The sequence below is a fragment of the Lysinibacillus sp. EB271-A1-10B genome (genome assembly GCF_058791335.1).
The window spans coordinates 137,721-160,176 of the sequence record NZ_JBYTDL010000007.1 but is presented as its reverse complement, the minus strand read 5'-3'; the positions used below and the strand labels follow the sequence as shown (position 1 = coordinate 160,176).

The 22,456-nt window shown below is 37.2% G+C and carries 31 protein-coding genes and 1 other RNA gene; 22 read left to right on the top strand and 10 right to left on the bottom strand.

The annotated features are described in order from the left end of the window. Positions 1 to 496: 496 nt before the first annotated feature. Positions 497 to 2,137: an alkaline phosphatase gene (locus tag AC3WSK_RS12295; RefSeq protein WP_492412548.1), complete on the bottom strand. Its 1,641-nt coding sequence runs from the start codon at positions 2,135 to 2,137 to the stop codon at positions 497 to 499. Positions 2,138 to 2,312: 175 nt separating this feature from the next. Beyond that, positions 2,313 to 3,566 carry a transglutaminase domain-containing protein gene (locus tag AC3WSK_RS12290; protein ID WP_492412546.1) on the bottom strand — a complete coding sequence of 418 codons (1,254 nt, stop codon included), beginning with the start codon at positions 3,564 to 3,566 and terminating at the stop codon, positions 2,313 to 2,315. Positions 3,567 to 4,005: 439 nt separating this feature from the next. Here AC3WSK_RS12290 and secG point away from each other — a divergent pair, with 439 nt between their 5' ends. The 6 genes from secG (at position 4,006) to ssrA (ending at position 9,917) form a co-directional block, all read left to right on the top strand. Further along, positions 4,006 to 4,233, top strand: coding sequence for a preprotein translocase subunit SecG (gene secG, locus AC3WSK_RS12285; protein WP_079561395.1), 228 nt, complete (start codon positions 4,006 to 4,008; stop codon positions 4,231 to 4,233). A gap of 344 nt (positions 4,234 to 4,577) precedes the next feature. Next, positions 4,578 to 5,324: an alpha/beta hydrolase gene (locus AC3WSK_RS12280; protein WP_492412544.1), complete on the top strand. Its 747-nt coding sequence runs from the start codon at positions 4,578 to 4,580 to the stop codon at positions 5,322 to 5,324. A gap of 35 nt (positions 5,325 to 5,359) precedes the next feature. Then, on the top strand, positions 5,360 to 7,900 hold the full coding sequence (gene rnr / locus AC3WSK_RS12275; RefSeq protein ID WP_492412542.1) for a ribonuclease R: 2,541 nt from the start codon (positions 5,360 to 5,362) through the stop codon (positions 7,898 to 7,900). A gap of 117 nt (positions 7,901 to 8,017) precedes the next feature. Then, positions 8,018 to 8,482: an SsrA-binding protein SmpB gene (smpB, locus tag AC3WSK_RS12270; RefSeq protein ID WP_079561397.1), complete on the top strand. Its 465-nt coding sequence runs from the start codon at positions 8,018 to 8,020 to the stop codon at positions 8,480 to 8,482. A 164-nt stretch (positions 8,483 to 8,646) separates the two neighbouring features. Further along, a complete protein-coding gene (locus AC3WSK_RS12265; protein ID WP_492412539.1) occupies positions 8,647 to 9,375 on the top strand; it encodes a GNAT family N-acetyltransferase in 729 nt (242 codons plus the stop codon). 186 nt (positions 9,376 to 9,561) lie between these two features. Further along, positions 9,562 to 9,917, top strand: a transfer-messenger RNA (tmRNA) gene (ssrA, locus tag AC3WSK_RS12260). A gap of 86 nt (positions 9,918 to 10,003) precedes the next feature. On the opposite strand, the gene AC3WSK_RS12255 is transcribed toward ssrA, so the two are convergent. Together AC3WSK_RS12255 and AC3WSK_RS12250 are read right to left on the bottom strand one after the other, a co-directional pair. Further along, entirely contained in the window at positions 10,004 to 11,104 is a 1,101-nt protein-coding gene (locus AC3WSK_RS12255; protein ID WP_492412537.1) for a site-specific integrase, read from the bottom strand. A 37-nt stretch (positions 11,105 to 11,141) separates the two neighbouring features. Further along, a complete protein-coding gene (locus AC3WSK_RS12250; protein WP_492412567.1) occupies positions 11,142 to 11,852 on the bottom strand; it encodes a LexA family protein in 711 nt (236 codons plus the stop codon). Positions 11,853 to 12,088: 236 nt separating this feature from the next. Between AC3WSK_RS12250 and AC3WSK_RS12245 the strand changes: the two genes are divergently transcribed. From AC3WSK_RS12245 to AC3WSK_RS12235, 3 genes are all read left to right on the top strand, one after another. Further along, the gene (locus AC3WSK_RS12245; protein ID WP_402869498.1) at positions 12,089 to 12,289 is read left to right on the top strand and encodes an XRE family transcriptional regulator; all 201 of its coding nucleotides are present in this window, start codon (positions 12,089 to 12,091) and stop codon (positions 12,287 to 12,289) included. Between the two features lie 5 nt (positions 12,290 to 12,294). Beyond that, positions 12,295 to 12,516: a helix-turn-helix transcriptional regulator gene (locus AC3WSK_RS12240; protein ID WP_492412535.1), complete on the top strand. Its 222-nt coding sequence runs from the start codon at positions 12,295 to 12,297 to the stop codon at positions 12,514 to 12,516. Positions 12,517 to 12,809: 293 nt separating this feature from the next. Beyond that, positions 12,810 to 12,971: a hypothetical protein gene (locus AC3WSK_RS12235; protein ID WP_492412533.1), complete on the top strand. Its 162-nt coding sequence runs from the start codon at positions 12,810 to 12,812 to the stop codon at positions 12,969 to 12,971. On the opposite strand, the gene AC3WSK_RS12230 is transcribed toward AC3WSK_RS12235, so the two are convergent. After that, complete coding sequence (locus AC3WSK_RS12230) at positions 12,964 to 13,221, bottom strand: hypothetical protein (RefSeq protein ID WP_492412532.1); 258 nt, start codon at positions 13,219 to 13,221, stop codon at positions 12,964 to 12,966. The two genes, AC3WSK_RS12235 and AC3WSK_RS12230, sit on opposite strands and share 8 nt — an antisense overlap. Positions 13,222 to 13,290: 69 nt before the next feature. Between AC3WSK_RS12230 and AC3WSK_RS12225 the strand changes: the two genes are divergently transcribed. From AC3WSK_RS12225 to AC3WSK_RS12180, 10 genes are all read left to right on the top strand, one after another. Next, the gene (locus AC3WSK_RS12225) at positions 13,291 to 13,653 is read left to right on the top strand and encodes a hypothetical protein (protein WP_492412531.1); all 363 of its coding nucleotides are present in this window, start codon (positions 13,291 to 13,293) and stop codon (positions 13,651 to 13,653) included. Positions 13,654 to 13,814: 161 nt separating this feature from the next. Then, positions 13,815 to 13,970 carry a DUF6906 family protein gene (locus tag AC3WSK_RS12220; RefSeq protein ID WP_241774608.1) on the top strand — a complete coding sequence of 52 codons (156 nt, stop codon included), beginning with the start codon at positions 13,815 to 13,817 and terminating at the stop codon, positions 13,968 to 13,970. A 249-nt stretch (positions 13,971 to 14,219) separates the two neighbouring features. After that, complete coding sequence (locus tag AC3WSK_RS12215) at positions 14,220 to 15,131, top strand: rolling circle replication-associated protein (protein ID WP_492412529.1); 912 nt, start codon at positions 14,220 to 14,222, stop codon at positions 15,129 to 15,131. Continuing rightward, positions 15,128 to 15,886 (top strand): ParA family protein, encoded by a 759-nt coding sequence (locus AC3WSK_RS12210; protein WP_492412527.1) that lies wholly within the window; start codon positions 15,128 to 15,130, stop codon positions 15,884 to 15,886. Before AC3WSK_RS12215 ends, AC3WSK_RS12210 begins: the two co-directional genes overlap by 4 nt. 30 nt (positions 15,887 to 15,916) lie before the next feature. Beyond that, positions 15,917 to 16,894, top strand: coding sequence for a ParB/RepB/Spo0J family partition protein (locus AC3WSK_RS12205; RefSeq protein WP_492412525.1), 978 nt, complete (start codon positions 15,917 to 15,919; stop codon positions 16,892 to 16,894). A gap of 41 nt (positions 16,895 to 16,935) precedes the next feature. Continuing rightward, complete coding sequence (locus AC3WSK_RS12200; RefSeq protein WP_492412523.1) at positions 16,936 to 17,496, top strand: Holliday junction resolvase RecU; 561 nt, start codon at positions 16,936 to 16,938, stop codon at positions 17,494 to 17,496. A 22-nt stretch (positions 17,497 to 17,518) separates the two neighbouring features. Beyond that, positions 17,519 to 17,749, top strand: a complete 231-nt coding sequence (locus AC3WSK_RS12195; protein ID WP_492412521.1) for a hypothetical protein — start codon at positions 17,519 to 17,521, stop codon at positions 17,747 to 17,749. Positions 17,750 to 17,771: 22 nt separating this feature from the next. Next, positions 17,772 to 17,981, top strand: a complete 210-nt coding sequence (locus AC3WSK_RS12190) for a hypothetical protein (RefSeq protein ID WP_492412519.1) — start codon at positions 17,772 to 17,774, stop codon at positions 17,979 to 17,981. A 19-nt stretch (positions 17,982 to 18,000) separates the two neighbouring features. Next, complete coding sequence (locus AC3WSK_RS12185) at positions 18,001 to 18,288, top strand: hypothetical protein (protein WP_492412517.1); 288 nt, start codon at positions 18,001 to 18,003, stop codon at positions 18,286 to 18,288. A 44-nt stretch (positions 18,289 to 18,332) separates the two neighbouring features. Then, a complete protein-coding gene (locus AC3WSK_RS12180; RefSeq protein ID WP_492412515.1) occupies positions 18,333 to 18,623 on the top strand; it encodes a hypothetical protein in 291 nt (96 codons plus the stop codon). 62 nt (positions 18,624 to 18,685) lie between these two features. Here the strand turns inward: AC3WSK_RS12180 and AC3WSK_RS12175 are convergent, their stop codons facing one another. The 3 genes from AC3WSK_RS12175 to AC3WSK_RS12165 all read right to left on the bottom strand — a co-directional run bounded on the left by AC3WSK_RS12175 (position 18,686) and on the right by AC3WSK_RS12165 (position 20,325). Then, positions 18,686 to 18,979 carry a hydrolase gene (locus tag AC3WSK_RS12175; RefSeq protein WP_492412513.1) on the bottom strand — a complete coding sequence of 98 codons (294 nt, stop codon included), beginning with the start codon at positions 18,977 to 18,979 and terminating at the stop codon, positions 18,686 to 18,688. Between the two features lie 217 nt (positions 18,980 to 19,196). Continuing rightward, on the bottom strand, positions 19,197 to 19,475 hold the full coding sequence (locus tag AC3WSK_RS12170; RefSeq protein WP_492412511.1) for a hydrolase: 279 nt from the start codon (positions 19,473 to 19,475) through the stop codon (positions 19,197 to 19,199). Between the two features lie 307 nt (positions 19,476 to 19,782). Next, positions 19,783 to 20,325 (bottom strand): collagen-like protein, encoded by a 543-nt coding sequence (locus AC3WSK_RS12165; RefSeq protein ID WP_492412509.1) that lies wholly within the window; start codon positions 20,323 to 20,325, stop codon positions 19,783 to 19,785. Between the two features lie 186 nt (positions 20,326 to 20,511). Between AC3WSK_RS12165 and AC3WSK_RS12160 the strand changes: the two genes are divergently transcribed. Genes AC3WSK_RS12160 through AC3WSK_RS12150 form a run of 3 tightly spaced genes read left to right on the top strand, consistent with a single transcriptional unit; the run spans position 20,512 to position 21,525 of the window. Further along, positions 20,512 to 20,763, top strand: a complete 252-nt coding sequence (locus AC3WSK_RS12160; protein WP_492412507.1) for a hypothetical protein — start codon at positions 20,512 to 20,514, stop codon at positions 20,761 to 20,763. A gap of 46 nt (positions 20,764 to 20,809) precedes the next feature. Next, positions 20,810 to 21,019 (top strand): hypothetical protein, encoded by a 210-nt coding sequence (locus AC3WSK_RS12155; RefSeq protein WP_492412505.1) that lies wholly within the window; start codon positions 20,810 to 20,812, stop codon positions 21,017 to 21,019. After that, positions 21,016 to 21,525, top strand: coding sequence for a hypothetical protein (locus tag AC3WSK_RS12150; RefSeq protein ID WP_492412503.1), 510 nt, complete (start codon positions 21,016 to 21,018; stop codon positions 21,523 to 21,525). Before AC3WSK_RS12155 ends, AC3WSK_RS12150 begins: the two co-directional genes overlap by 4 nt. A 311-nt stretch (positions 21,526 to 21,836) precedes the next feature. Here AC3WSK_RS12150 and AC3WSK_RS12145 read toward each other — a convergent pair whose 3' ends face one another. Both AC3WSK_RS12145 and AC3WSK_RS12140 read right to left on the bottom strand, forming a co-directional pair. Further along, positions 21,837 to 21,956 (bottom strand): YjcZ family sporulation protein, encoded by a 120-nt coding sequence (locus tag AC3WSK_RS12145; protein WP_492412501.1) that lies wholly within the window; start codon positions 21,954 to 21,956, stop codon positions 21,837 to 21,839. 325 nt (positions 21,957 to 22,281) lie between these two features. Next, entirely contained in the window at positions 22,282 to 22,395 is a 114-nt protein-coding gene (locus tag AC3WSK_RS12140) for a YjcZ family sporulation protein (RefSeq protein WP_402869463.1), read from the bottom strand. Positions 22,396 to 22,456: the final 61 nt, after the last annotated feature.

Below are 22,456 nucleotides of genomic sequence, written 5' to 3'. Positions count from 1 at the left end.
ATGNAGTTTCACTTTATCCCGCTTTAACGGGCAGTAATTTTTTCTGTATCAAAACGAAGCAAGATACAAAGGGTTTCGCCTCAAAATAGAGAGAGAAACTGCCCGTAAAAGCCCGATTGGTGAAGACTAAAAATCAGCGATGGATAAAGAGCCCGTCACTGATTAAGTTTCACTTTATCCCGCTTTAACGGGTAGTAATTTATCTGTATCAAAACGAAGTAAGATACAAAGGGTTTCACCTCAAAATATAGAGAGAAACTGCCCGTAAAAGCCCGATTGGTGAAGACTAAAAATCAGCGATGGATAAAGAGCCCATCACTGATTAAGTTTCACTTTATCCCGCTTTAACGGGCAGTAATTTATCTGTATCAAAACGAAGTAAGATACAAAGGGTTTCACCTCAAAATATATATATAGAAACTGCCCGTAAAAGCCCGATTGGTGAAGACTAATAATCAGTGGTGGATAAGAACCCACCACTGATTAAAGTTTCACTTTATTTGAGAAGCTTTAATACTTTTTTGGAAACGTAAAAGTCTGTGCCGTTGTAGACATTGATTGTGTCAAACGTATGTGTTTTTGCGGTTTTGTCTTGTTCGTATAGTACTGTGTTCTTATTAACTGGGATTGTGATGGTTACATTCTTTTTTTGTGCAATAAACTTAGGGTTTTCTTTATCACTTAAGTCAATTTTAGAAGTGTAGCCTTTTTCTGTGAACGCTTTTGTTGCAGGTATATATAAATCATCTGAAAGCTTATTTAAATCGAAGCCCATGAATTTTGCCATCGTATGTGCTAAATCCGTATTTTCGACAAGGCCTGTAATTTTAGATGGTCCGAATGAGTATAAGAATACATCCTCGCCCGTGTGCCCACCAGTTGTATAACCAATATTGGCGAGATTCGCAAGCATTTTCACCATTTCTTTGCCTAAATCTTTAGTCGATTTTAAAGTTGCAAGCTCATTCTCTGATAGATTATCTAAGCCATAAAGTGCAGCGACTTCTACAATATTTGATTTGTCTTCTTTTAATTGGCTCAATGCACCTTCGATTGTCATTTTAGCCTTCTTCAGAGGATCGATATAAGCAGATACAGGTGTGTAGGAATAAGTGCTTGTCGTGTTAACATTACCCATTGTAATCCCACTATTGCCGTGGTCTGTAACAGCAATGACCATTGTATTGCCATCTTTTTTTGCAAAATCAACGGCTTCTTTGACTGCAGCATCAAACGATAAAATATCGCTAATGATGCCGATCGTGTCATTTGCGTGTGCCGCCCAGTCCACCTTACTGCCTTCTACAAATAAGAAGAAACCATCTTCATCCTTTTTAAGCGTATTAATTGCTTTATTTGTCATCTCAGCGAGTGTAGGCTCAGATGCTCTTGTTGTAGCACGATCTAAATCGTAGGCAAGATCACTTGGAGCAAAACTTCCCCAAATTTTTGACGATTTACTTTTGAAAAGCTCATCACGAGTCTTAACAATGTCATAATTTTTTTCTTTTAAGACATCCATTAAATGCTCGCCATCTTTACGAGCATTTTTAGTAGTGCCCGGTGCCAGAGACTCTAAGCCACCGCCTAACACGACATCTATGTTTTGATAAACTTGCTGCTCAGCAATGTCATCGTATTGGCTTCTATTTTTCACATGTGCAGAAAAGCCAGCTGGTGTAGCATGCTGAATTTCTGAAGTAGAAATCAATCCAGTTGCCTTGCCTTGTTGCTTAGCGCCTTCTAACACATTAGCTACAGGTCTATAAGCATCTTCTTTAGCAATTGGCTCTAGCCCTGGCGAATTAATAACGGCTGGTAGCACACCTACAAATTTATCATTTGATTTATGACCAGTTGCTAACGCAGTAGCGGCAGGGGCTGAGTCAGTAATAGCTGAATCGGCAGAGTATGTACGTACTGCCCCTGATAAAATTTCATCCATAGCCAAGCTTTGCCCTTTGTACCAACGAGAAAGGGTAACGGCATTATTACTACTACCATCCATCACGAGCATAATCACATTTGTTGGTTTCTTCACTTCGGCTGCTTGTACTTGCGGCTGAGCGATACTAATCGACGATAAAGCAATAGCGCTTGCTAAAAATAATGAACTCCATTTTTTTGAGACTTTCATGATTTTCCTCCTTTTGGTCAATTCACAAGTAAGTGTAAAGGAAGTTTGTAAAGCTAGGATGAAATTATTGTTATGAATTGTGGGGGGATTGTTAAATATATAATGATGAGCACTAAAGGGGAAAATAGAATCTGCTTACTATCCATTGATGGAAGCTTGCAGATTCTAGAATTTGCTATAAAGTTTGTGAATGTTTTTCACCGTCAATGGTTTCGTAAAATAATACCCCTTTATCATCAACGAACAAGTTTAAAACCTCTTCCTCTAATAACACTTCTTCTGAACCATCGTTTATAAATATTTTCGTTAAAAAGCCGGCATTATCATAATCACTGCAATAAATAGCATCTTCAAAAGCCGCCAAGTAGTAGCAGGCTGTTTCTGTAACTTGCCTATTTTGCTTTGTTGCTAAGTCATAGGCGTATACCATGTCATCGTCCAAGCTATTATAATAAATAACATTTCCAATAGTATCTGTGTACCACATATCATGCATGAAATCGTACGTGTTGCTTGTAGCAGCAAAATAGTTTTCATTTGCCCATATATGGTCTTCACTTAGTTTCTCGTCATTCACTAAAAAATATGCGTAGGAAATAGCATAAGGTTCACTAGGAGTGATATCATTCCAAGTTGTATCAATATGATACCAATCACCATTAACACTGACTAAATTCCATGCGTGAAGCTGATTATCGCTATAACCATATACATATTTAGCATCAAGACCTGCAGCTAAAAATAAACGATAGGCTAATAGTGTATAAGCTTGGCAAACACCAGTTTCTTTACTAATTAATTCATAAACCGCTTGCCCTTGTGAATCCCCTTTTTCAGTATAAGTGGCTAGTTGTACGACAAAGTCATTAACGGCTTTAGCGCGATGAAAATCATCCATGTCATCTGTAATAAACTTCTTAGCAAAGTCCTGAACATAAGCATCAACTTTCTTTTCCTTCTTGGCATCTGTTATATATGTAAAGTCAAACTCAACCTCAACCTCGTAACCATTATCTACTTCCCAAGCTTCCCAGTTGTAATCTTGGATATAGCCTGTTGTATAAGGATTAACAAAATTAAGTATGTTATAAAGATCATTAATTTGTTCTTCAAATGTATTCCAATCTAATTTTCCTTTATACATAACTGTAAAGTTTGGGTCGAACGATGAAATATGTTTTTCAATTTTTTTTGAAAACTGCAGCATAGCAGGATCTTCCTTGAATAATGTTGTTGAAAAAAGGTCTTCAGCAGAATACTCGGCTGATGGGGCTTTATTAGCAAGCTCCTTTGGGTCCATAGAGCTTTCTTCTTCTTCTGATTCAAGTTCATCTTGTAATAGTACTTCGGCGACCTTGATAGCAGCTGAACAAGCGCTAAGCGTGCTTAATAGAATAAGTAAAAAAATCAGCAATATACTCTTTTTCATAATTCCTCCCATTATAATTATATTTTGGGTCATGACTAAAACGTGGATTGATTTCCGTTCCGGCTGGGGGCGTCGGATGAACCGCTTGGGGTAACAAATGTTTTCTGTGAAAAAGTGTAGTGTTAACGTAGCGGCAGCGACACGAGGTTGGTCACAAGGGCAATATCACAGGACGTGATGCTTTTATACTGCTGACCTCCAAGGAGTTGCCCAGTTTCACATTAACTACCTTAAATAATGGATATATTCCTAGATTTTAGAGATGACTTCTATTTTAACTATTATAGGGTAAGATGGTGAGAGTGTGGTGTGCTATATTTCGGTAAAACTAGACGATATAGGGCGGAAAATGGCAATTATTAATCTCAGTTTGTCAAGAGAACCTTTTTTTGTTATAATGTGATATGTTGTGATGTTCGAAGTTCGGGAGGTGCAGTGTATGCATACAGTAGTATTAGTTTCATTAGTTATCGTTTCAATAGCGTTGATCGTTGTAGTATTACTTCAATCTAGTAAAAGTGCAGGCTTGTCAGGTGCCATCTCGGGTGGAGCTGAACAACTATTCGGAAAGCAAAAAGCACGCGGTATGGATCTAATCCTTCACCGTACAACAATTGTGTTAGCAATATTATTCTTTGTTCTAGCAATTGCTATTACAAAAATCTAATAGTTGAAGATATTTCGCCTAACCTTACTGGTTGGGCGTTTTCTTTTATAGTTCAAATTTTTTGAACGTCGATACATTGTTAGGACTGTAAAGTGAATACTCGCGCGGAGTAGGGCGAATACCCTCGAAAGCAAAGCAAATACCCACGGAAGCAGGGCGAATACCCGCGAAGTAAAGCAATACCCGCGGAAGCAAAGCAAATCCGCGGGAATCACGAAATCCTCCGCACGTTTGCCGAGGATTCCCATATAGCAACTTGAAGAAACAGACCCCAAAACTTTTGAGGAAGCTTCAGTATGGCTATAATAAGAATAAGTATGTATTTGGATGAAGGAGAGCTCGACATGAAAAAATCGTTATCACAGCCTTTTTTCTTTCAAGCAGGACCTCGAGCAGTTTTATTATTGCATGGGTTTACGGGAAGCTCGGCGGATGTGCGCATGCTTGGTAGATTTTTAGAGAAAAAAGGGTATACTACATTAGCACCTCATTATAAAGGTCACGGTGTGGAACCTGAGGAACTTATTACAACAGGTCCTGCTGATTGGTGGCAGGATGTCGTAGCCGCGTACAAACAGTTACAGGAAGCGGGCTATCAGGAAATTGCGGTTGCTGGCTTGTCATTGGGTGGTGTCATGGCTTTGAACGTTGCGCTGAATAACCCAGTGAAAGGGTTAGTGACTATGTGTGCTCCGATGACGATGCGTACAACGGATGTCATGTTTGAAGGTGTCCTGAAATATGCGAGGGACTACAAAAAGTTCCAAGGTAAAGATGAGGCGCAAATCGAAGCTGAGGTTGCGTTAATTGCTGAAAAGGGCATGCCATCTTTACAAGAGTTGCGAGAGTTTATTGCTCAGACACGTCAGGAAATTGACATGATTTATGCACCAATTTTTGTCGTGCAAGCGACAAATGATGAGGTAATTGAGACAGAATCTGCCAACATTATATATAATCAAACTGAGTCACTTGAAAAACAGATCAAGTGGTATGAAAACTCAAAACATGTTATTACGTTAGATCAAGAAAAAGATCAGTTACATGAAGATATTTATTGCTTTTTAGAAAGCTTAAATTGGGCACAATAAAACATATAAGGATTTTCTCATGAAGGAGGGAAATTATGAAAGACCAAAAAGATACACTACAAAGTCGTTTACTCGATTTTTTCGGTGGAGAAGAATATAAGCCATTAACAGTTGGCGAAATTGAGGATTTATTTGGCTTTGAGGATGCTGACGAATTTAAGGAATTAGTGAAAACGTTAGTACGTATGGAGGGGCAAGGCTTAGTTGTACGTTCTCGCTCCAATCGTTATGGCCTGCCAGAGCGTATGAATTTACTTCGAGGTAAATTTATCGGACATGCGAAAGGCTTCGGCTTTGTGGCACCTGATATTGAGGGAATGGACGATGTTTTCATTCCACCACATGAAATAAATGGTGCGATTAATGGCGATACGGTGTTAATCCGTGTGTTAAAGGAATCATTCGGTGATCGCCGTGAAGGAACTATAACAAAGGTAGTGGAACGTGGGCAAACGAGCTTTGTTGGAACGTTCCAAGCAAATCGAGGCTTCGGCTTTGTTGTGTTAGATGATAAAAAACTACCGATGGACATTTTCATTGCTAAAGGCGATACATTAGGGGCTGTCGACGGACACAAGGTTGTCGTTGAGGTAGCTACTTGGCCAGAGGATTTAAAATCAGCAACAGGCTATATTACGAAAATTTTAGGCCACAAAAATGACCCAGGTGTGGATATTCTATCTATTTTATATAAGCACGACATTCCACCTGAATTCCCAGAAGAAGTAGTTGCTGCTGCGCAACGCGTGCCAGATGAAATTACAGAGGCAGATTTAGAAGGTCGCCGTGATTTACGCCACGAAACGATTGTGACAATCGATGGAGCGGATGCGAAGGACTTGGATGATGCTGTAACTGTAACGAAAAATGTAGACGGTACTTATAAACTTGGCGTACATATTGCAGATGTTAGTTATTATGTAACACAAGGCTCTGTAATAGATGTTGAAGCTTATGATCGTGCGACAAGTGTATATTTAACAGACCGCGTTATCCCAATGATTCCACACCGATTATCGAATGGAATCTGTTCATTAAATCCACAAGTTGACCGTCTAGTACTATCTTGTGAAATGATTATTGATGGAAATGGTAATGTAGTATCACATGAAATATTCCAAAGTGTCATTAAAACAACTGAGCGTATGACGTATAAGGACGTTTATAAAATTTTAGAGGAGCAAGACGCAGAGCTAATTGCCCGCTATGAGGCACTAGTGCCAATGTTTAAACATATGGCAGAGCTGTCTAACATTTTACGTAATAAACGTCAAACGCGTGGTGCCATTGATTTTGACTTTAAAGAATCAAAAGTGATCGTGGACGAAGATGGCTGGCCAGTAGATATTGAATTACGTGAACGTACTGTCGCAGAGAAATTAATTGAAGATTTCATGCTAGCAGCTAATGAAACGGTAGCGGAGCATTTCCATTGGATGAATATACCGTTCCTTTACCGTATTCACGAAGATCCAAAGCCAGAAAAGCTACAACGCTTCTTTGAATTTGTTACGAACTTCGGTATTTTAATCAAAGGTACAGGAAACACAATTCATCCGAAAGCTTTACAAGATGTATTAAAAGCTATCGAAGGTATGCCAGAGGAGCCTGTTATTTCAACGATGCTACTACGCTCGATGCAACAGGCAAAATATTATCCTGAAAGTTTAGGCCACTTTGGTTTATCAACTGATTTTTATACACACTTTACGTCACCGATTCGACGTTATCCGGACTTAATTGTCCATCGTTTAATTCGAACGTATTTAATTAATAAAGATACATCAAAAGAAACAGTGGCACAGTGGAGTATGGCGATGGATGAAATTGCGGACCATACGTCAGAACGTGAGCGCCGTGCTGTTGATGCAGAACGTGATACAGACGCACTGAAAAAAGCACAATACATGTCCGATAAAATTGGTGAAGAGTTTGAAGGAATCGTTTCGTCGATTACAAACTTCGGGATTTTCGTGGAGCTTCCTAACACGATTGAAGGACTTGTCCATATTAGCAATATGACAGATGACTACTATCGTTTTGACGACCGTCAAATGATTATGATCGGTGAGCGTACAAATCGTCAATTCCGTATTGGTGATGAAGTTACAGTCCGTGTAGCAAATGTTATTATTGAGGAGTCATCTGTTGACTTTGAAATCGTCGGAATGGTAACGTCGTTTGGACGAACACGAAAAGCAGCACCTACTGTCATTCACGCACGTAAAAACTATAGCGACAACAAAGGTGGTCGTAATAGCCGCAGAGGTGGTCGCGAAGAAGAAAGAGGCGGACGTGGCAGCCGCAGTGGTCGCAACGAAGAAGAAAGAGGCGGACGTGGCAGCCGCGGTGGTCGCAACGAAGAAGAAAGAGGCGGACGTGGTAGCCGCAGTGGTCGTAACGAAGAAGGCCGAGGCGGACAAGGAGAGCGACGTGAAAACGACCGTGATCCACGAGGACGCCGCAAAGATGGCTCAAACTCAAGCCCAGGCCCTAAAAAAGGCGTGAAGCAAAAGCAAAAGTTCTACGAGGGCGTCGCCAAGAAAAACAAAAAGAAAAAAACAAAACGTAAATAAAGTAAAAGTATAGGTGAAGGCACCATTAGTGCTTTAATGCAATTTGAAGCGGGTGCTTTCACTTTATCAATAAGAGCAGATTAACCCTGCTCCAACCTTTAAGTAGAGGTGAATATTATGGCAAAAGGTACTGGTAAAGTATTAGCACAAAACAAAAAAGCCGGGCACGACTACTTCATTGAAGAAACAATCGAAGCGGGCATGGTGTTAACAGGCACAGAAATTAAATCCATCCGTGCAGGAAGGGTCCAACTAAAAGAATCCTATGTACAAATCCGTAGCGGAGAAGCATGGATCAACAATATGCATGTCAGCTCATTCGAACAAGGCAACCGCTTTAACCATGACCCACTGCGCGCCCGCAAATTGCTGCTACACAAAAAGCAAATCGGCGAGCTAGTCGGTGCTGTAAAACGTGACGGCTACACAATTGTTCCGTTAAAAATGTACATTAAAGACGGCTATGCCAAACTATTAATCGGGGTCGGCAAAGGTAAAAAAGATTACGACAAACGTAATGACATGCGCAAAAAAGAAGCGAAACGCGATATGGAACGCGCCTTCAAATCTAAAAATCAATAGTCATAGATTGTTAGAGAGCTCACTATATTTACATAGTGAGCTTTTTGTATTTGGACAGATAGAATTCTAAGAGAGGTTCTAAAAGATATTGAGTAAAAAATATAATAAAGAACTACCGCATATAATAGGAGGGAATCCGCATTCTTACAATAGGACGAAAATTTATGTTTATGAACATAGAGCACATTTATTTTGCCGAGGAACGTAACAATGTCAGCGAAAGAAAAAAGCTAGTTTGCTACCACCAAACAAAGCGACCAGCACAATCACTCCAAACCCAAAAGACAATGCAAATCATGCTACAGCAAGATGAAGAAATCCTATTAGCGAATCTCTCCAAAATGAATCGCTATATGCTTCGACGCGCAAAAAAAGAGCCTTACGAAGTCATCATAAAAGAAAATCCATCCGATCAAGAGCTAGGAGAATTCCAGCAATTTTACAACGCCTTCGCCAAAATAAAAAACACTGCTCGCGTTCGAAAATTTCATCTACACACGTTAAAGTTACTGCGCGAAAAAGGCGCACTCGTCTATACAAAGCTTCAAAACGACAAAGGTGAAGCACTATGCTATCGACTGTACATTGCCGACGAAGATATCGTTTTTAATTTATATACAGGTACGGCGGTCTGGATCAAGGATAGACCAGATCTAAAGCAACAAATCCGCTTCGCCAACCGCTATTTACTATGGGAAAATATCATGATGTTCCGCAGCAAAGGATACGCACACTATGATTTCGGCGCAGTAACGAACAAGGACGAAATTAACGAATTCAAGCTCGGCTTTGGCGGACAAGAGGTAGAAGTCTATTACGGCTATCTTACAGAATCTAAATTAGGAAAGCTCATTTTACGATTAAGAGACTTAAAATTTAAGATGATGAAATAAGAAAATCATTGTGGTCTAGCCAATTATTTCTACTATGCGGGACACTTGAACTATAGATAGATTTGCTTTATAATAAGTATTACTGAATGCCAGATTACATGGAAGCGTACTTTTAGCTCCCACCGTACTAGAAGAAATTCTAGCTCCTTTGCTTGAACGAAGCTACGTGCTTTGATTCATATTCAAGGGGACGTTACGGATTCGACAGGGATGGTTCAAGCTTTGGTCGCGCGTCGGAGGTCTCGGCTCCGTCATCAACGGAAGTTATATAATAACTGGCAAACAACAAAACTTAGCTTTCGCAGCGTAAGCTCTTAAGCGCTCTGCCTCTCTATCGCCCATGTAGAGAACGTAGGGCCCAACTTTAGTGGGATACGGTCGATGGTGCCACCTGAGTTACCGACAAGAGATTTCCAGGTTAGCGTACAGGACGCCTGTTTGTCGGCATAATGCTACGTGAATCGTAAATAGGCAAACTACACGCGTAGAAGCTGAAGTATTGGAGTTTCTGGACGCGGGTTCGACTCCCGCCGTCTCCATATTCACTCGAGAAACGTTGATATATCAAGGTTTTAAGATATTCGAGTACACGAAAAGTACAAATTGTACTAAATCAATAGAGCAGGCATCATATTTTGATGTCTTGCTCTATTATTTTTATAGCTTCATCTTGTGAATTAGGGTAAAGGTGAGCATAAGTATTTAATGTTTCGGCAACATCTTTATGACCTAATCGAGCAGCAACGACAGTTATAGTGCATTTTTTATTAATCAAATATGAAGCGTGCGAATGTCTAAATTCATGAATGTGAATTCTACGGACGTTCGATTTTTTTAGATATTTATCATACATACGATCAAGTTGTGTTGGCGATAAAGGTCTAGTTCCTGTTTCACCTAATATAAAACAATCATCTTCCTTAAAAGCCTTTGGTAAACTTTCTTTGTAGTCCATCATTAACTTTACTAAACTTTCAGGTATTGAAACAACACGCTCCGAAGCTTCAGTTTTTGTGTCATCTACACCAAATTTACCTGCACTAACTTCGATAAAAATTTCTCTTTTCTTATCATCAACGTTTTTCCATTGTAACCCCAATAACTCACCTTTTCGTATACCGCCATAAAACAGTAATAGGAATGCGATTTTGTATTTTATGTTGTCGATGGCGTTATAAAAATCCTCAAATTCATGTACTTCCCAAAAATTAAGCCTTTTAACTGGTTTTAATTCGAAATTACCAACAACAGCTGCAGGATTCGTTTTTAAATTGTGATGTTTCATACCGAAATTGAAAATGGCCGATAGCCTAGTGTGAATAGATAATAATGTGTCATTTGCTAATGTTTTTTTGGTTCCCCAACGTTGTTCAAATTTAGTTTTCATCATGTAATCTTGCCATTCTATAATATCGGCTGTACTAATGCGTTCTATTTTTTTCTTGCCGAAATAAGGGATTAGATATTTTCTTGCTATCGGTTCTACTTTTGCAAAAGAAGCTGGTTTTCTTCTAGTCTCATACCAATTTAGATACTTGATGGCAACCGCTTCGAAAGTCAATTTAGATACATTTTCAAGTACACCAGCTTTCATCTTTGCTTCGTACTCTTGGGCTTCCCCTTTACTTGTGAATCCTGTTTTCTTATGCTGCTTCTTTGTACCATCAGGTAATTCAATTTGCATTTTAACCCAATATGTTCCTCGTTTTTCCCCTTTATATACAGGCATAATATCCCTCCTATTTAAAAAAGAGAGTAGCATCTAGCTACCCCAAAGTGACCGCGTATAAAATTACTTTTGCTAAAATTTCAACTTCACTCTCGGTGTCTTTAGAAATGGCGAAATCAAAATATCTTGGGTTATTAGATTCAGGGCTAAAGACTACATAATCACCACGCACACTAAAACGTTTCATTGATGATTCATTATTATAAGAATAGATAACGATGTCATTATCATGTAATTCATGTTCTTCCACCGGGATACAAACAACATAACTATTGTTTGGAATAATTTTATCCATACTATCGCCGTTTACTCTCATCATGAATGCACCAGGGCGATCAGCATATTTACCTAACATCGATTTCGGCAATTCAATAACGTCTTCTTTTTCAACACTATTAATGGATGTTAGTTCACCTGCAGATATTTGACCATAATAATTTAGTATTGAAAGACTCCGTTTGTTAGAGGTAGTCTCATAAACACTCTTAGCTTCTTTTATCTTAAATCCATTGGAAGGATTAAGATATGAATTTTCATCAGTCATAGGAGCTGCCTCTTGAATAAAATCGGATACTTTTACATCAAGTGCTTGTGATATTGATAAAGCTTGTGCAACTGTGATATTCCTCAAATCCCTATCGATTAACGATTTTAATGTCGTATATTTTATATCCGCTTTCTCTGCTAGAGTGGCAACCTTCCATCCTTGTCTACTAATTAACGTTAGTAACTTTTCACTGTTTTTCATCACGTTCACCTCCTTTTTCTATTAGTTAATTACGATATATCGTAACTTACAAAGATATAATAACATATTCCATTTACTATAAACAATATATTTACGATATATCAAAATTTGTTGGAAATATATTGTTGAATAAGTGCGAAATTTCGTATATTATGTTTCTTATAAACTACGAAATTTCGTAATTAAGTAGTTGTAAATTAACAAAAATACAATATTGTGAAAAGGAGTGGACGGACTTGTTTCCTAACCTAGATTTAGAAATGAGGAAAAAAGGACTAAAACGAAAAGATTTAGCTTTTTTATTTGGAGATCGGATTCCGACCGTCTCAGAAAGATTAAATGGAAAGTCTGAATTAACAATAAAAGAAGCTATTTCAATTAGAAATACATTCTTTCCAGATTTAGAGATCGATTACCTTTTTAAAATGTGGGAGTGATAAAAATGCATTACAAATTGATTGCTTATAGAAAGAAGGCTGATATTTCTCAAGAAGAAGTAGCGGCTACCTTGAATATGACAAGGCAAACATACAGCAAAAAAGAACGAATGATTTCTAAATTTGAACTAAATGAAGCTATTGCTTTGGCAAAATTATTCGATGTTAGTGTTTCTGCATTATTTGAGGAAGAAAGAAAAAAACAAGGAGCTGTGATACCGAACTAACATCGATATTTGATTTTCGGGTGAAGAAAACCACTATGATTCACAAGCGAAAACAGACGTTTGCGAATACAAAACTCGCTCACGTCAAGCAGTTTGTAAAAGGTTGGTTGGCCGTATCCTCTATGACAGGAATTTACAAACTGCTTGATGTGAAGTCATCTTCATACATAACAAAAACTAAAGCGCTGTGATACCTAGCCAACGCAGGTATAGTCGTAACTTATAGCTTATATGACGGTAGCAACGTTAAACGAAATGAGAGTGAGGTAAGAGTATCGAGTAAAACAAATGAAATGGTTGAAGCATTGGAAGACTTTGTTGTTAAAGAAGTGGGATCGTTTGATGAGCATACAAGTCCAGAAGAGATTATTGCTCTAGCTGAACTTGTGAATGCTACTACTGGAGTTGTTAGACCTCTACAGTTTATTGGAGAAGTTACCACTACGATTAAATAGTGAATCTCTCCCATGGAAACTGACTGACATCGTAATTTGCTAAAAAGTTTACGATATCTCTTCGTCCGTAATATGTAGGAATATTACGGACGTCCTGATGCATCAATACAATCGGCATACCAGGGAAATAATTGGAGAAAGATTGCATAGTACTTTTAATTGTTGAATCTGTAACTACAGCCTGTCTTTGTACAGCAATAACTGTAAAGGTTACATTTTGTTCAGTTATAGTCGCTGCGTCAAATTGCATAATAATCACCTGCCTTTCTACCAATAGTTTAACAGAAAGGTAGGATATCGTGGGAAAGGGTGAATAAGAATGCTTGAACAACTACAGCAAGCTTACAAAGTGGGTCTGAAAAATCTAGTGTTTGTGAATTTTTCAAATAAGTCTGTAATTGGAGGAGGAATGGAAGGCATGAATAAATCAGAATTGGAACTATCAAAAGAAATAGCATGTTGTGAGGACGTTATAACGGCTATTAATTGGCATTTACGTGATGGTGATTATGACTCAGTGAGGGAACGTATAGCAGTATTACAAGAAAGTGTTTCTAAAATCGAGCACCTAGAAAATCAGATTAAAGCACAACGTCGTAACAAATTATTTGAGACTGCTAATCGATTATGCAATCAAGGTAAATCAGTGAAAGTAGTGAAACTTAATGCAAATCCAATTTAAGGAAATAAAAAAACTGCTTAATCGTAGGAGCGATTAAACAGCACGGTCTAAAACGTCAGATTTAGATTAATCCGATTATAACAAGAAGCTGATAAAGTGTCTAGCAAGGCTTATCCGAATGATGGACAAGTCATTAAAAATCAATAAGGGGGTACATTCCATTGAAAAGACCACGCAATTTAACAAGGCAGGAAAAAGAATATATAGCTAGTTTCCGTTTAAATCCTTTTAACTGGCTTATAAGTAAAAAGTTAACGGATAGTTGGTTGATTGTTCATCGTGAAACAGGACGACCACGTACTATCCCAGCTCCATAAGACAAGCCTTTGCAAAATATCGCAAAGGCTTTGATTTTAGACAATAAAAAAGCCGTATCAACTCTGGACAGTTAACACGGCTCGTTTGACTATTGCCAAACAGCTCATAGCTAGAATAACAGCTTTCTTGGTGAATAGTCAATTAACGGCCTTGTATGGAGTATTAAGTTTACGACCACAAAGAGAAAAAGTGGAGTGACTCAAACAAACATACTAGGGGCTATAAAGGATTGACTGGAGGATGGGCATATGAAGGATGCTCCGTTTAATGCGCTTAATGAAAAAATCGACATAGAAGATTATGAAGAAATATTCACAGTAGATGAAGATGCAGTTGAAGATCGCATAGAAAACCTACGTGATAAACAAATATCTAAATGTCGAAGAAAGACAATTAAGAGCGGAAATATACTTGAATGTGAAATCTATCCTATTCGTTCTGATATGGGTAAGTGGGAGCGCGGAAAAAAGAAGCAAGACGGCAGAAGTAGAATGGCGCAAAAGAATTTGAATATGAAAAATGCTGTAAAGCACTTTGTAAGACTGGTTAATGCAAATTTCACCAGAAAAGATATTGCTATGCACTTAACGTATGACAATGCCAATTTACCAAAAAGTTACGAACAAGCTAAAAATGATGTAACGAATTATATACGCCGTTTAAAGCGCTACATGAAAAAATCAGGGCTAGGAGAACTTAAATATATTTATGTAATCGAGTTCAGCGATGCTGAGGGAAAAAAAGTAAGGGTACACAGTCATATCATTATGAACTTTAATGATCGTAAAGTAGGGGAGGAATTATGGGCTAAGGGTTTTGCGAACTCGCGGCAGTTGAAACCGAATGAAAGTGGATTAAAAGGGATTGCTCAATACATGATGAAGCAACAGCGCAAAGACAGCACAAAGCGTTATACACCTTCTCGCAATTTGAAACAACCAATTATCACAATAGCAAACAGCAAAGTAACAAGAAAACGTGCGGAACGTATTGCACTAGAGCAAAATACTGCACATGAAATATTTGAAAAAATGTATCCAGGTTATCAATTTAATGAAATCAAAGTGAAATATAGTCCTTTTGCTTCAGGTGTCTATATATATGTGGAGATGATACGAATTGATAATCCAGTGCAAACAAAAAGGAGACTAGATATATGAGAGTAATAAGCATAATCAACTTAAAAGGTGGAGTGGCTAAAACCATATCTGCTATCAATATTGCCTACACATTAGTAAAAGCGCATGGAAAAAGGGTGCTGCTTATTGATAACGATAAACAGGGGAATACATCTAAATTTTTTAATTTGTATAACTATGAGGATAAAAGTTTAGCAGATTTGCTGACAGATAGAGATTGCAGCATAGAGAGCGTTATTAAACCTACAGCATACGAAGGGTTGGACATTATTCCAGCAAATATGAATTTGTTACGTGCTAATAAAGAAATTTTACTAGATGTTTCGCGTCCACAGCAAACACGACTACGGAAAGCCTTATCGCAGCTAACTAATGAATACGATTATTGCATTATCGACAATGCGCCAGACATTAACATGACGGTTATTAATGCCCTTGTGGCTTCTGATGATGTTTTAGTACCAATTAAGGTAGATAAGTTTGCATTTGATGGTTTAGAGCTACTGGTGGAGCAAATTGAAGATGTAAAAGAATTTAACGAAAAGATCACATTCAAAGGATGCTTTATTACGATATTCCAAAAAAATGGTGTAAATGTACAAGGATGCGAATATTTGTTTTCATCCACAAGTTATCCACTTTTCCACACTGTTGTAAGAAAAACAGTGAAAGTAGATGAAACGACATTCGTCGGCAAACCGCTATTGGATTACAAGAAGTCAACTGCTGGACAAGACTATGAAAAATTGGTCGAAGAATACCTACAAATGTGTTAGTTTCGGACACAAAAAAGGGGGTACGGACACATGAAATTCAATCTAAATCAGCTAATGAATGATAAATCTAAAGAAGCGGTAGAAAAGGAAGGGCTTGCTTTCAAAATAGAACACATTCCGATTGATCGGTTACGACCATCGGAAAAGAATAAATACACTGTTGAAGATGTAGAAGAGCTAAAATCCAGTATTGAATTAATGGGGCTTCAACAAAACTTATTAGTTCGTGAACAAGAAAACGGTTTTGAGGTTATAAGTGGACATAGACGATTGAAAGCCATGCAAGAGCTGTATGTGGAAGGAAATGAACAATTTAAAAAGGTACCATGCAAAATCATGAAATCAGTAGACGACATTCAAGCTGAATTGCAACTAATACTAGCAAATTCGACAGCTAGGGAATTAACTGATGCTGAAAAAACATATCAAGCAGCAAGACTACAGGAGTTACTAACTGATCTAAAGAAAAGTGGTTATCCAATATCAGGGCGAAGACGAGAAATAGTCGCGCAGCTTATGAAGGTATCACCTACACAAGTTGCCCGTATGGAAAGCATAAATAAAAAGTTGATTCCCGAGTTAAAAGAGGAGTTTGACAAGGAAAACATCAATATTACAACTGCTTATGAAACATCGAGATTGCCGAAAGAACAGCAACAGGAAGTTGTCAGAGAATACAAGGAAGGTAACGCACTAACACCATCCGTTGCTATAGAGAAGCGCCAGGAAGTCATTGAGTCAGAACAAAAAGAAAAACCGATGACGCATGAATTAGAAAGCTATCCAGAAGAGTTTGAAGCGGTAATAAAAGGATTGAAAACATTTGTATATGGTTTCAACAACAGGAACTTTCGGGTTGGAGATAAATTGAAAATAAACGAATTTGACGATGAAGAAATATTGTATACCGGCAGATCAGTAGAGGCAAGAGTAATTTACTTACAAGATGGGGGACAATCTGGCATTCCAGATGATTACGTCATCATGAGTATTAAAAAAATCAGATAACAATAAGCGACTCATTGATTGAGCCGCATTCATAGAAAGGATTGAAAGCTTTGACTTATAGCAGAAGCCATGCAAACAGGGGCGCAAAGTTAGAAATGTTAGTAGAAATGACAAATAACCAATATCGAAATGCTTGGTTAGCGGATATTAGAAAAGTACCTACGCCAGTAAAAATTTTAAAAAACGAAGGAAATAAAGTGACAGGTCATCTTGATACGCCGACATGGGTTGACTATAGCGGAATTTACGAGGGTTATTCAATCATTTTTGACGCGAAAGAAACCAAAGTTAAACGATTCCCATTGAAAAATATCTCGCCACACCAATATCAGTTGTTGAAATCATGGAATAAGCATGGAGCAGTTGCATTCTTATTAGTTGCGTTTTGGTTGGAAGGCAAAAGTGAGCCAGAAATTTATGTTTTACGTTTCGAGCAGTTAGAAGGGGCGTATGAAAACCAAAATGCTGGACGAGGTTCTAAATCAATTTCACACGATTTCTTTAGAGAGAATTGTGAACGTGCGAAATCAAGAAACGGCATTCCTGTTGATTATTTAGCAGCACTTAATTTAGAGCGGTCAAAAAAGTTAGTACAGCAATAAGGTGTAAGGGGCGTGTTGAGTAATGTCGATTAATCAATTAAATATATTTGATTGTGATACTAACATCCAAAGAAATGATTGGATTTTTCAACAGTTAGAAGCTTTAGAGATTGAGCGCACATTAATTGTAGGGGAATTGCAAATTAGCAGAACTGAAAAATTCTATGTCGTAGAGAAAGAAACTGAGTTTGAAGAGGTCTTTAAGAAAATCGAGCGTTGCTATGAATTTATAAATGGGAAGTTATTACATTGAAAACTATGTGAAGAGGTGAATTATGATGGCGAATCAGTATTGGAGTGCTAAACATGGTGGTTTTATCAAGTGTCCTGTTGAAGGGTGCAACCATGTAGGTATTATCATCACTACAGCGCACTGCCGATTACAACATGGAATGACACAAGAAGAAGTGCGAAAGAAATATGGTCTTCCAACGAATGTGCCGAAACGTAATCGAAAGCAGATAGAAAGAATGAGGAAAAAGTGAATCAAAGGGGGGATCACTAATGATAGATATTAGAACAAAGCGAATAGTTAAAACGCGAAAAGAGCATTTGTGCTTTGGTTGTACGGAAATCATAGAAAAAGGTAAAAATGCAGTGGCTGTTGCTGCAAAAGAAGACGATCAGCGTAAGAACTTTCACTTGCATGAGGACTGCAACAAAACAATAGCAAAAGATAATTGGTTTTCAGGAAGCGGCCTTTACTATGGCTGTATCAAAGATGCTGAAAAAAGAATAGAAGGATTGAACGTAAATTTAACTCCTGATGAAGAATTACCATTTATACGTTAAACAATTAATTTTTTAGATTCTATGTATAAAGGAGAATTATTTGCATGAAAATTGTTGTATCAAAAGAGCAATATGAGCAGGTACGTCAAGTTGAGAAGGTGTTAGGGATAAAGATAGCGTTAGCACCTGAAGAACAGCAGCTACGTGTCGTTGATAACGTAAATGGACAGTGGGGAGTTTATCAAGTGCTGCGTTGCTATAAAAGTGCAACAAAGTACTTTGCTGAATTGAGATTAATTGAGCCAACTAAAACAGAACAAGAAGCGGTATTGAAATTTTTAGCTGCACAACAACGAAAGGCAAAAGAAGGGAAATTGAAAGTCGTGCTTTATTGAAATAAAGTGTGCAGTAAATATAATAAAAGGCCACTTCCATAAAGAAAGTGACCTATCATAACTTAACCAGGTATCCGAATAGCCTGAATTTCTTGACAATCGACAATAATTGTTGAACCTGGTTCTGTTGTTGGATCGTTGAAGAATGCACAGCAATTGTTTGGGTCAAAGGAAATAAAAATAACGTCTTCTATATCCTGACCACCACGTAAGAAAAGGTCAACGACAGTTGAAGTTTGTAAGGTTCTTAATTGATTACAAACACAACCTTCGCAGTGATTCATGGGGTGTTTTTTCTTTTTATCATAAGAATCACAATCAGAATCCATAATTTTAATATTTATTATATCGCCCAATAGCAATACCTCCTTTTCAATTTTATTAAGGTAACGTTAACCTTACTTTATTAATTTATGATTAGAAAAAAAGTTCGCTTGGCGATTTGTCTATTAAGAAATAATTTAGTTATACAAAAAAAGAAAATGGTTAATAGACCATTGTAAGTTTAATGAGGATTTTGTGCAGTAAATATAATAAAAGGCCACTTCCGTAAAGAAAGTGACCTATTATAACTTAACCAGGTATCCGAATAGCCTGAATATCTTGACAATCGACGATAATTGTTGAACCTGGTTCTGTTGTTGGATCGTTGAAGAATGCACAGCAATTGTTTGGGTCAAAGGAAATAAAAATAACGTCTTCTATATTCCGACCAAATATGAAAAGATCAACTACAGTCGAAGTTTGTAAGGTTCTTAATTGATTACAAACACAACCTTTACAGTGATTCATGGATTTTCTTTCCTTCCTGCCACAAGAATCACAACCAGATTTAGTTCTAATATCGCTCATTCTCAATACCTCCTTTTCAATTTTATTAAGGTAACGTTAACCTTACTTTATTAATTTATGATTAGAAAAAGAAAGTGGATTGGCGATTTGTCTATTAACTAATGATTTAATCTTATAAAAATCGAAAATGGTTAATAGACCATTTTAAGATTTCATTAATGTACTTTAGAAACATATTGTGCAGTAAGGAAGTGAGAACATGGGTTATCAATTACCTGATATGAATGAATAAATCTGAAAAGAAAAAAGGAGCAAATCCTCCGTCAAAGGATACTTACTCCTAACTATCTTTACCGAGTATTTATCTTTAAACAATAGGACTTAACATTTTAAGGATAATAGAAGCATTTACGTTTGTTTGTGTGCCTCCAGCCAATGTTTGAAGGATTACTGCTGCAGCGGAGGTATGATTTCTAAGTGTAAGAATACCGCCTGCTGGGATAGCAATTATTACCTGACCAGTATTTTGTTGAGTACCAGCTCCGGAACCGTAGACTGATTCTGGGATCGGTACACCATTTAAAAATAGTGTAAATTGGTTAGGTTCAACACCTGATACGCTGAAAGTAACTTCGTAGATTCCTGGTGTGGTAACAACAATTTGAGAGGTTCCTGGAATGTGCGTAATTCCAGGTGTAACTATACCTGTTGAATCAAAAATAACATCAGCCTCAAGAGCTACAGTTTCAGGACTTAGATTATATATATAACCATATTCGCAAAGACCACTACATGCTGTTGGTGTTACAGGAATAGCGCCAGTAATTCCACAGAGATCGACAGCTGTGAACGGCCCTATTTGACTTCCGCATTGGCAGGAACGTTTATTACAGTTACTACAGTTATCCATTTTTTTCACCTCCATTTGTAGTATTTTATTCGTATGAAATATGGGATAAAGGGCAATAGGCTAACGATCGACTAAATTTAATCGTTCATTTATTGATGTTTTATTTAAAAAGGAATTTGATACAAGGTTTAAACTAAATTTTATAAATTTTAAGTTACTGCACATTTTGAGGAAAGAGGTTAGGTAATGATTGAAGAAAAAAGTTGGAAAGATTTTAGGAAAACAGGATTGCTATGGTTTATTAACGCTACATTGCATGTGTTTGGTTGGGCGATTTGTGTAGAAGTTGAAAAAGAAAGTGGAGAAATCATAAGAGCATACCCTGCAAGAGTCAAGTTTAGAGGATTTAATGAAAATGCAAATACAGAAGGTTATATAAAAGTATCGGATTACTTGAAAGAGAACATTGAACAGCTTTCACAAGAAGCGAAAGAGTAGGTACTGCACAGTTTGAGTATTTAAAGCAGTATCGGAGGTGAAACCAATGAATGAAAAGGAACGACTAGAGTATGAAAATGTGCAAGAACTTTTTAAAGAGTTAGGAATTTGTCTTACTAACAATCAGGGTGAATATAGAACGTTCTTAGATGTTACTAAGGATATTAGTTTAATATTTAATAAACTAACAACTAGTCAACAGGAAAACGTAGTATCAATGTTGTTCCAACGAAAAGAAAAGGGGTGTGAACAATGAATAGTACAGAGTTAGAGCAAACAGTTGAAATGACCATTACTAAATTTATTGAACGTCAACAAGAAGAACAAACTAAAAAAGCAGATAGACGGCTATTCAATACTCGACTACTGTTAAGGAATTATCATCAATTCAAAGTTCGTTGTGAAGAGTTAAAAGAATTGAATAAAGTCGAAACAGAAGAAGATCCATTTGTTGAAATTGGCGGCGAATATTTATCTATTGAATCACTTACCCGTAGCAGTGTGCGAACAATGAATATGATGAACTTTATTGATAAAATGCTAGAGTTCTATAAAAATGACTGCAAACAACAAGGGAAAGAAGGGATTCGTAAGTATGATACATTGATGCACTTTTATATTTACGATGACAAAAAGACATATGCTGATATAGCAGAGTTGCATGAGGTTAATGAACGGACGGTAAGAAGAGATTTAAAAGAAGCAGTACACGCACTTTCAGTGTTAATTTTCGGCATAGATGGATTGCGTATTCAGTTATGAAATGTCAAAAACATGCCCTTTTTTATGTTTTTTAAATATTATATAGTGTATATGTAGAGTTAGTGAACTTGCTTTACATCAACTCATTAGTCTTCCAACTAAATAGACGTTTGCGGAAACGTCAACACTACAGAGTCACATCTAACAAGGTGTGGCTTTTTATTATGCCTTAGGAGGTTGAGTTGAAATTGAAAGAGGAAAATTTAAAAGGATCACCCGGAGGATAGTGACCCTTAGTAAAGGTTTGAAAGTGTAAGGTTAAATTAGTATTACCTTACAGTAGTTATGAGCAATATAGGCGGTATTGGGTATTAGTAACCTCCATGCATGAAAGTAGCGCCGACAATAATCAGAAGAATGAATAGAACAACGACTAAAGCGAATGGGTTTCGTTCGCGACGCTCTTCGCGAAATTCTCCACAGAATTCCATAAAATATCCCTCCTTTCTATAATCTATAATCTATAATATGTATAGTTTTCAAAAGGGATTGCGATATTTATCTTAGGATGCGTTAGAAAAATGTTTAAAAATAAATATGTTAAAAATAGGTATACACTATCAAGAAAAAATAATAGATGTTAGCTAAGTCATATCCAATAGGGTATGGCTTTTTATTATGCCTATAATGGTTGAGCATGACATTGAAAGAGGAAAAATATTTAAAAGGGTCACCCGGAGGATAGTGACCCTTAGTAAAGATTTGAAGGTGTAGGAGTACCCTAATAATTATGAGCATTAGAGGCGGTATTGGGTATTAATAACGCATGAAAGTAGCGCCGATAATAATCAGAAGAATGAATAGAACAATAAGGAGCGCAAATGCTGAACCGCCACCCCAGCCACCATAACCACCATATTCCTGAGACATAATAATTTCCCTCCTTTCTATAATCTATAATCTATAATATGAATAGTTGTCAAAAGGAATT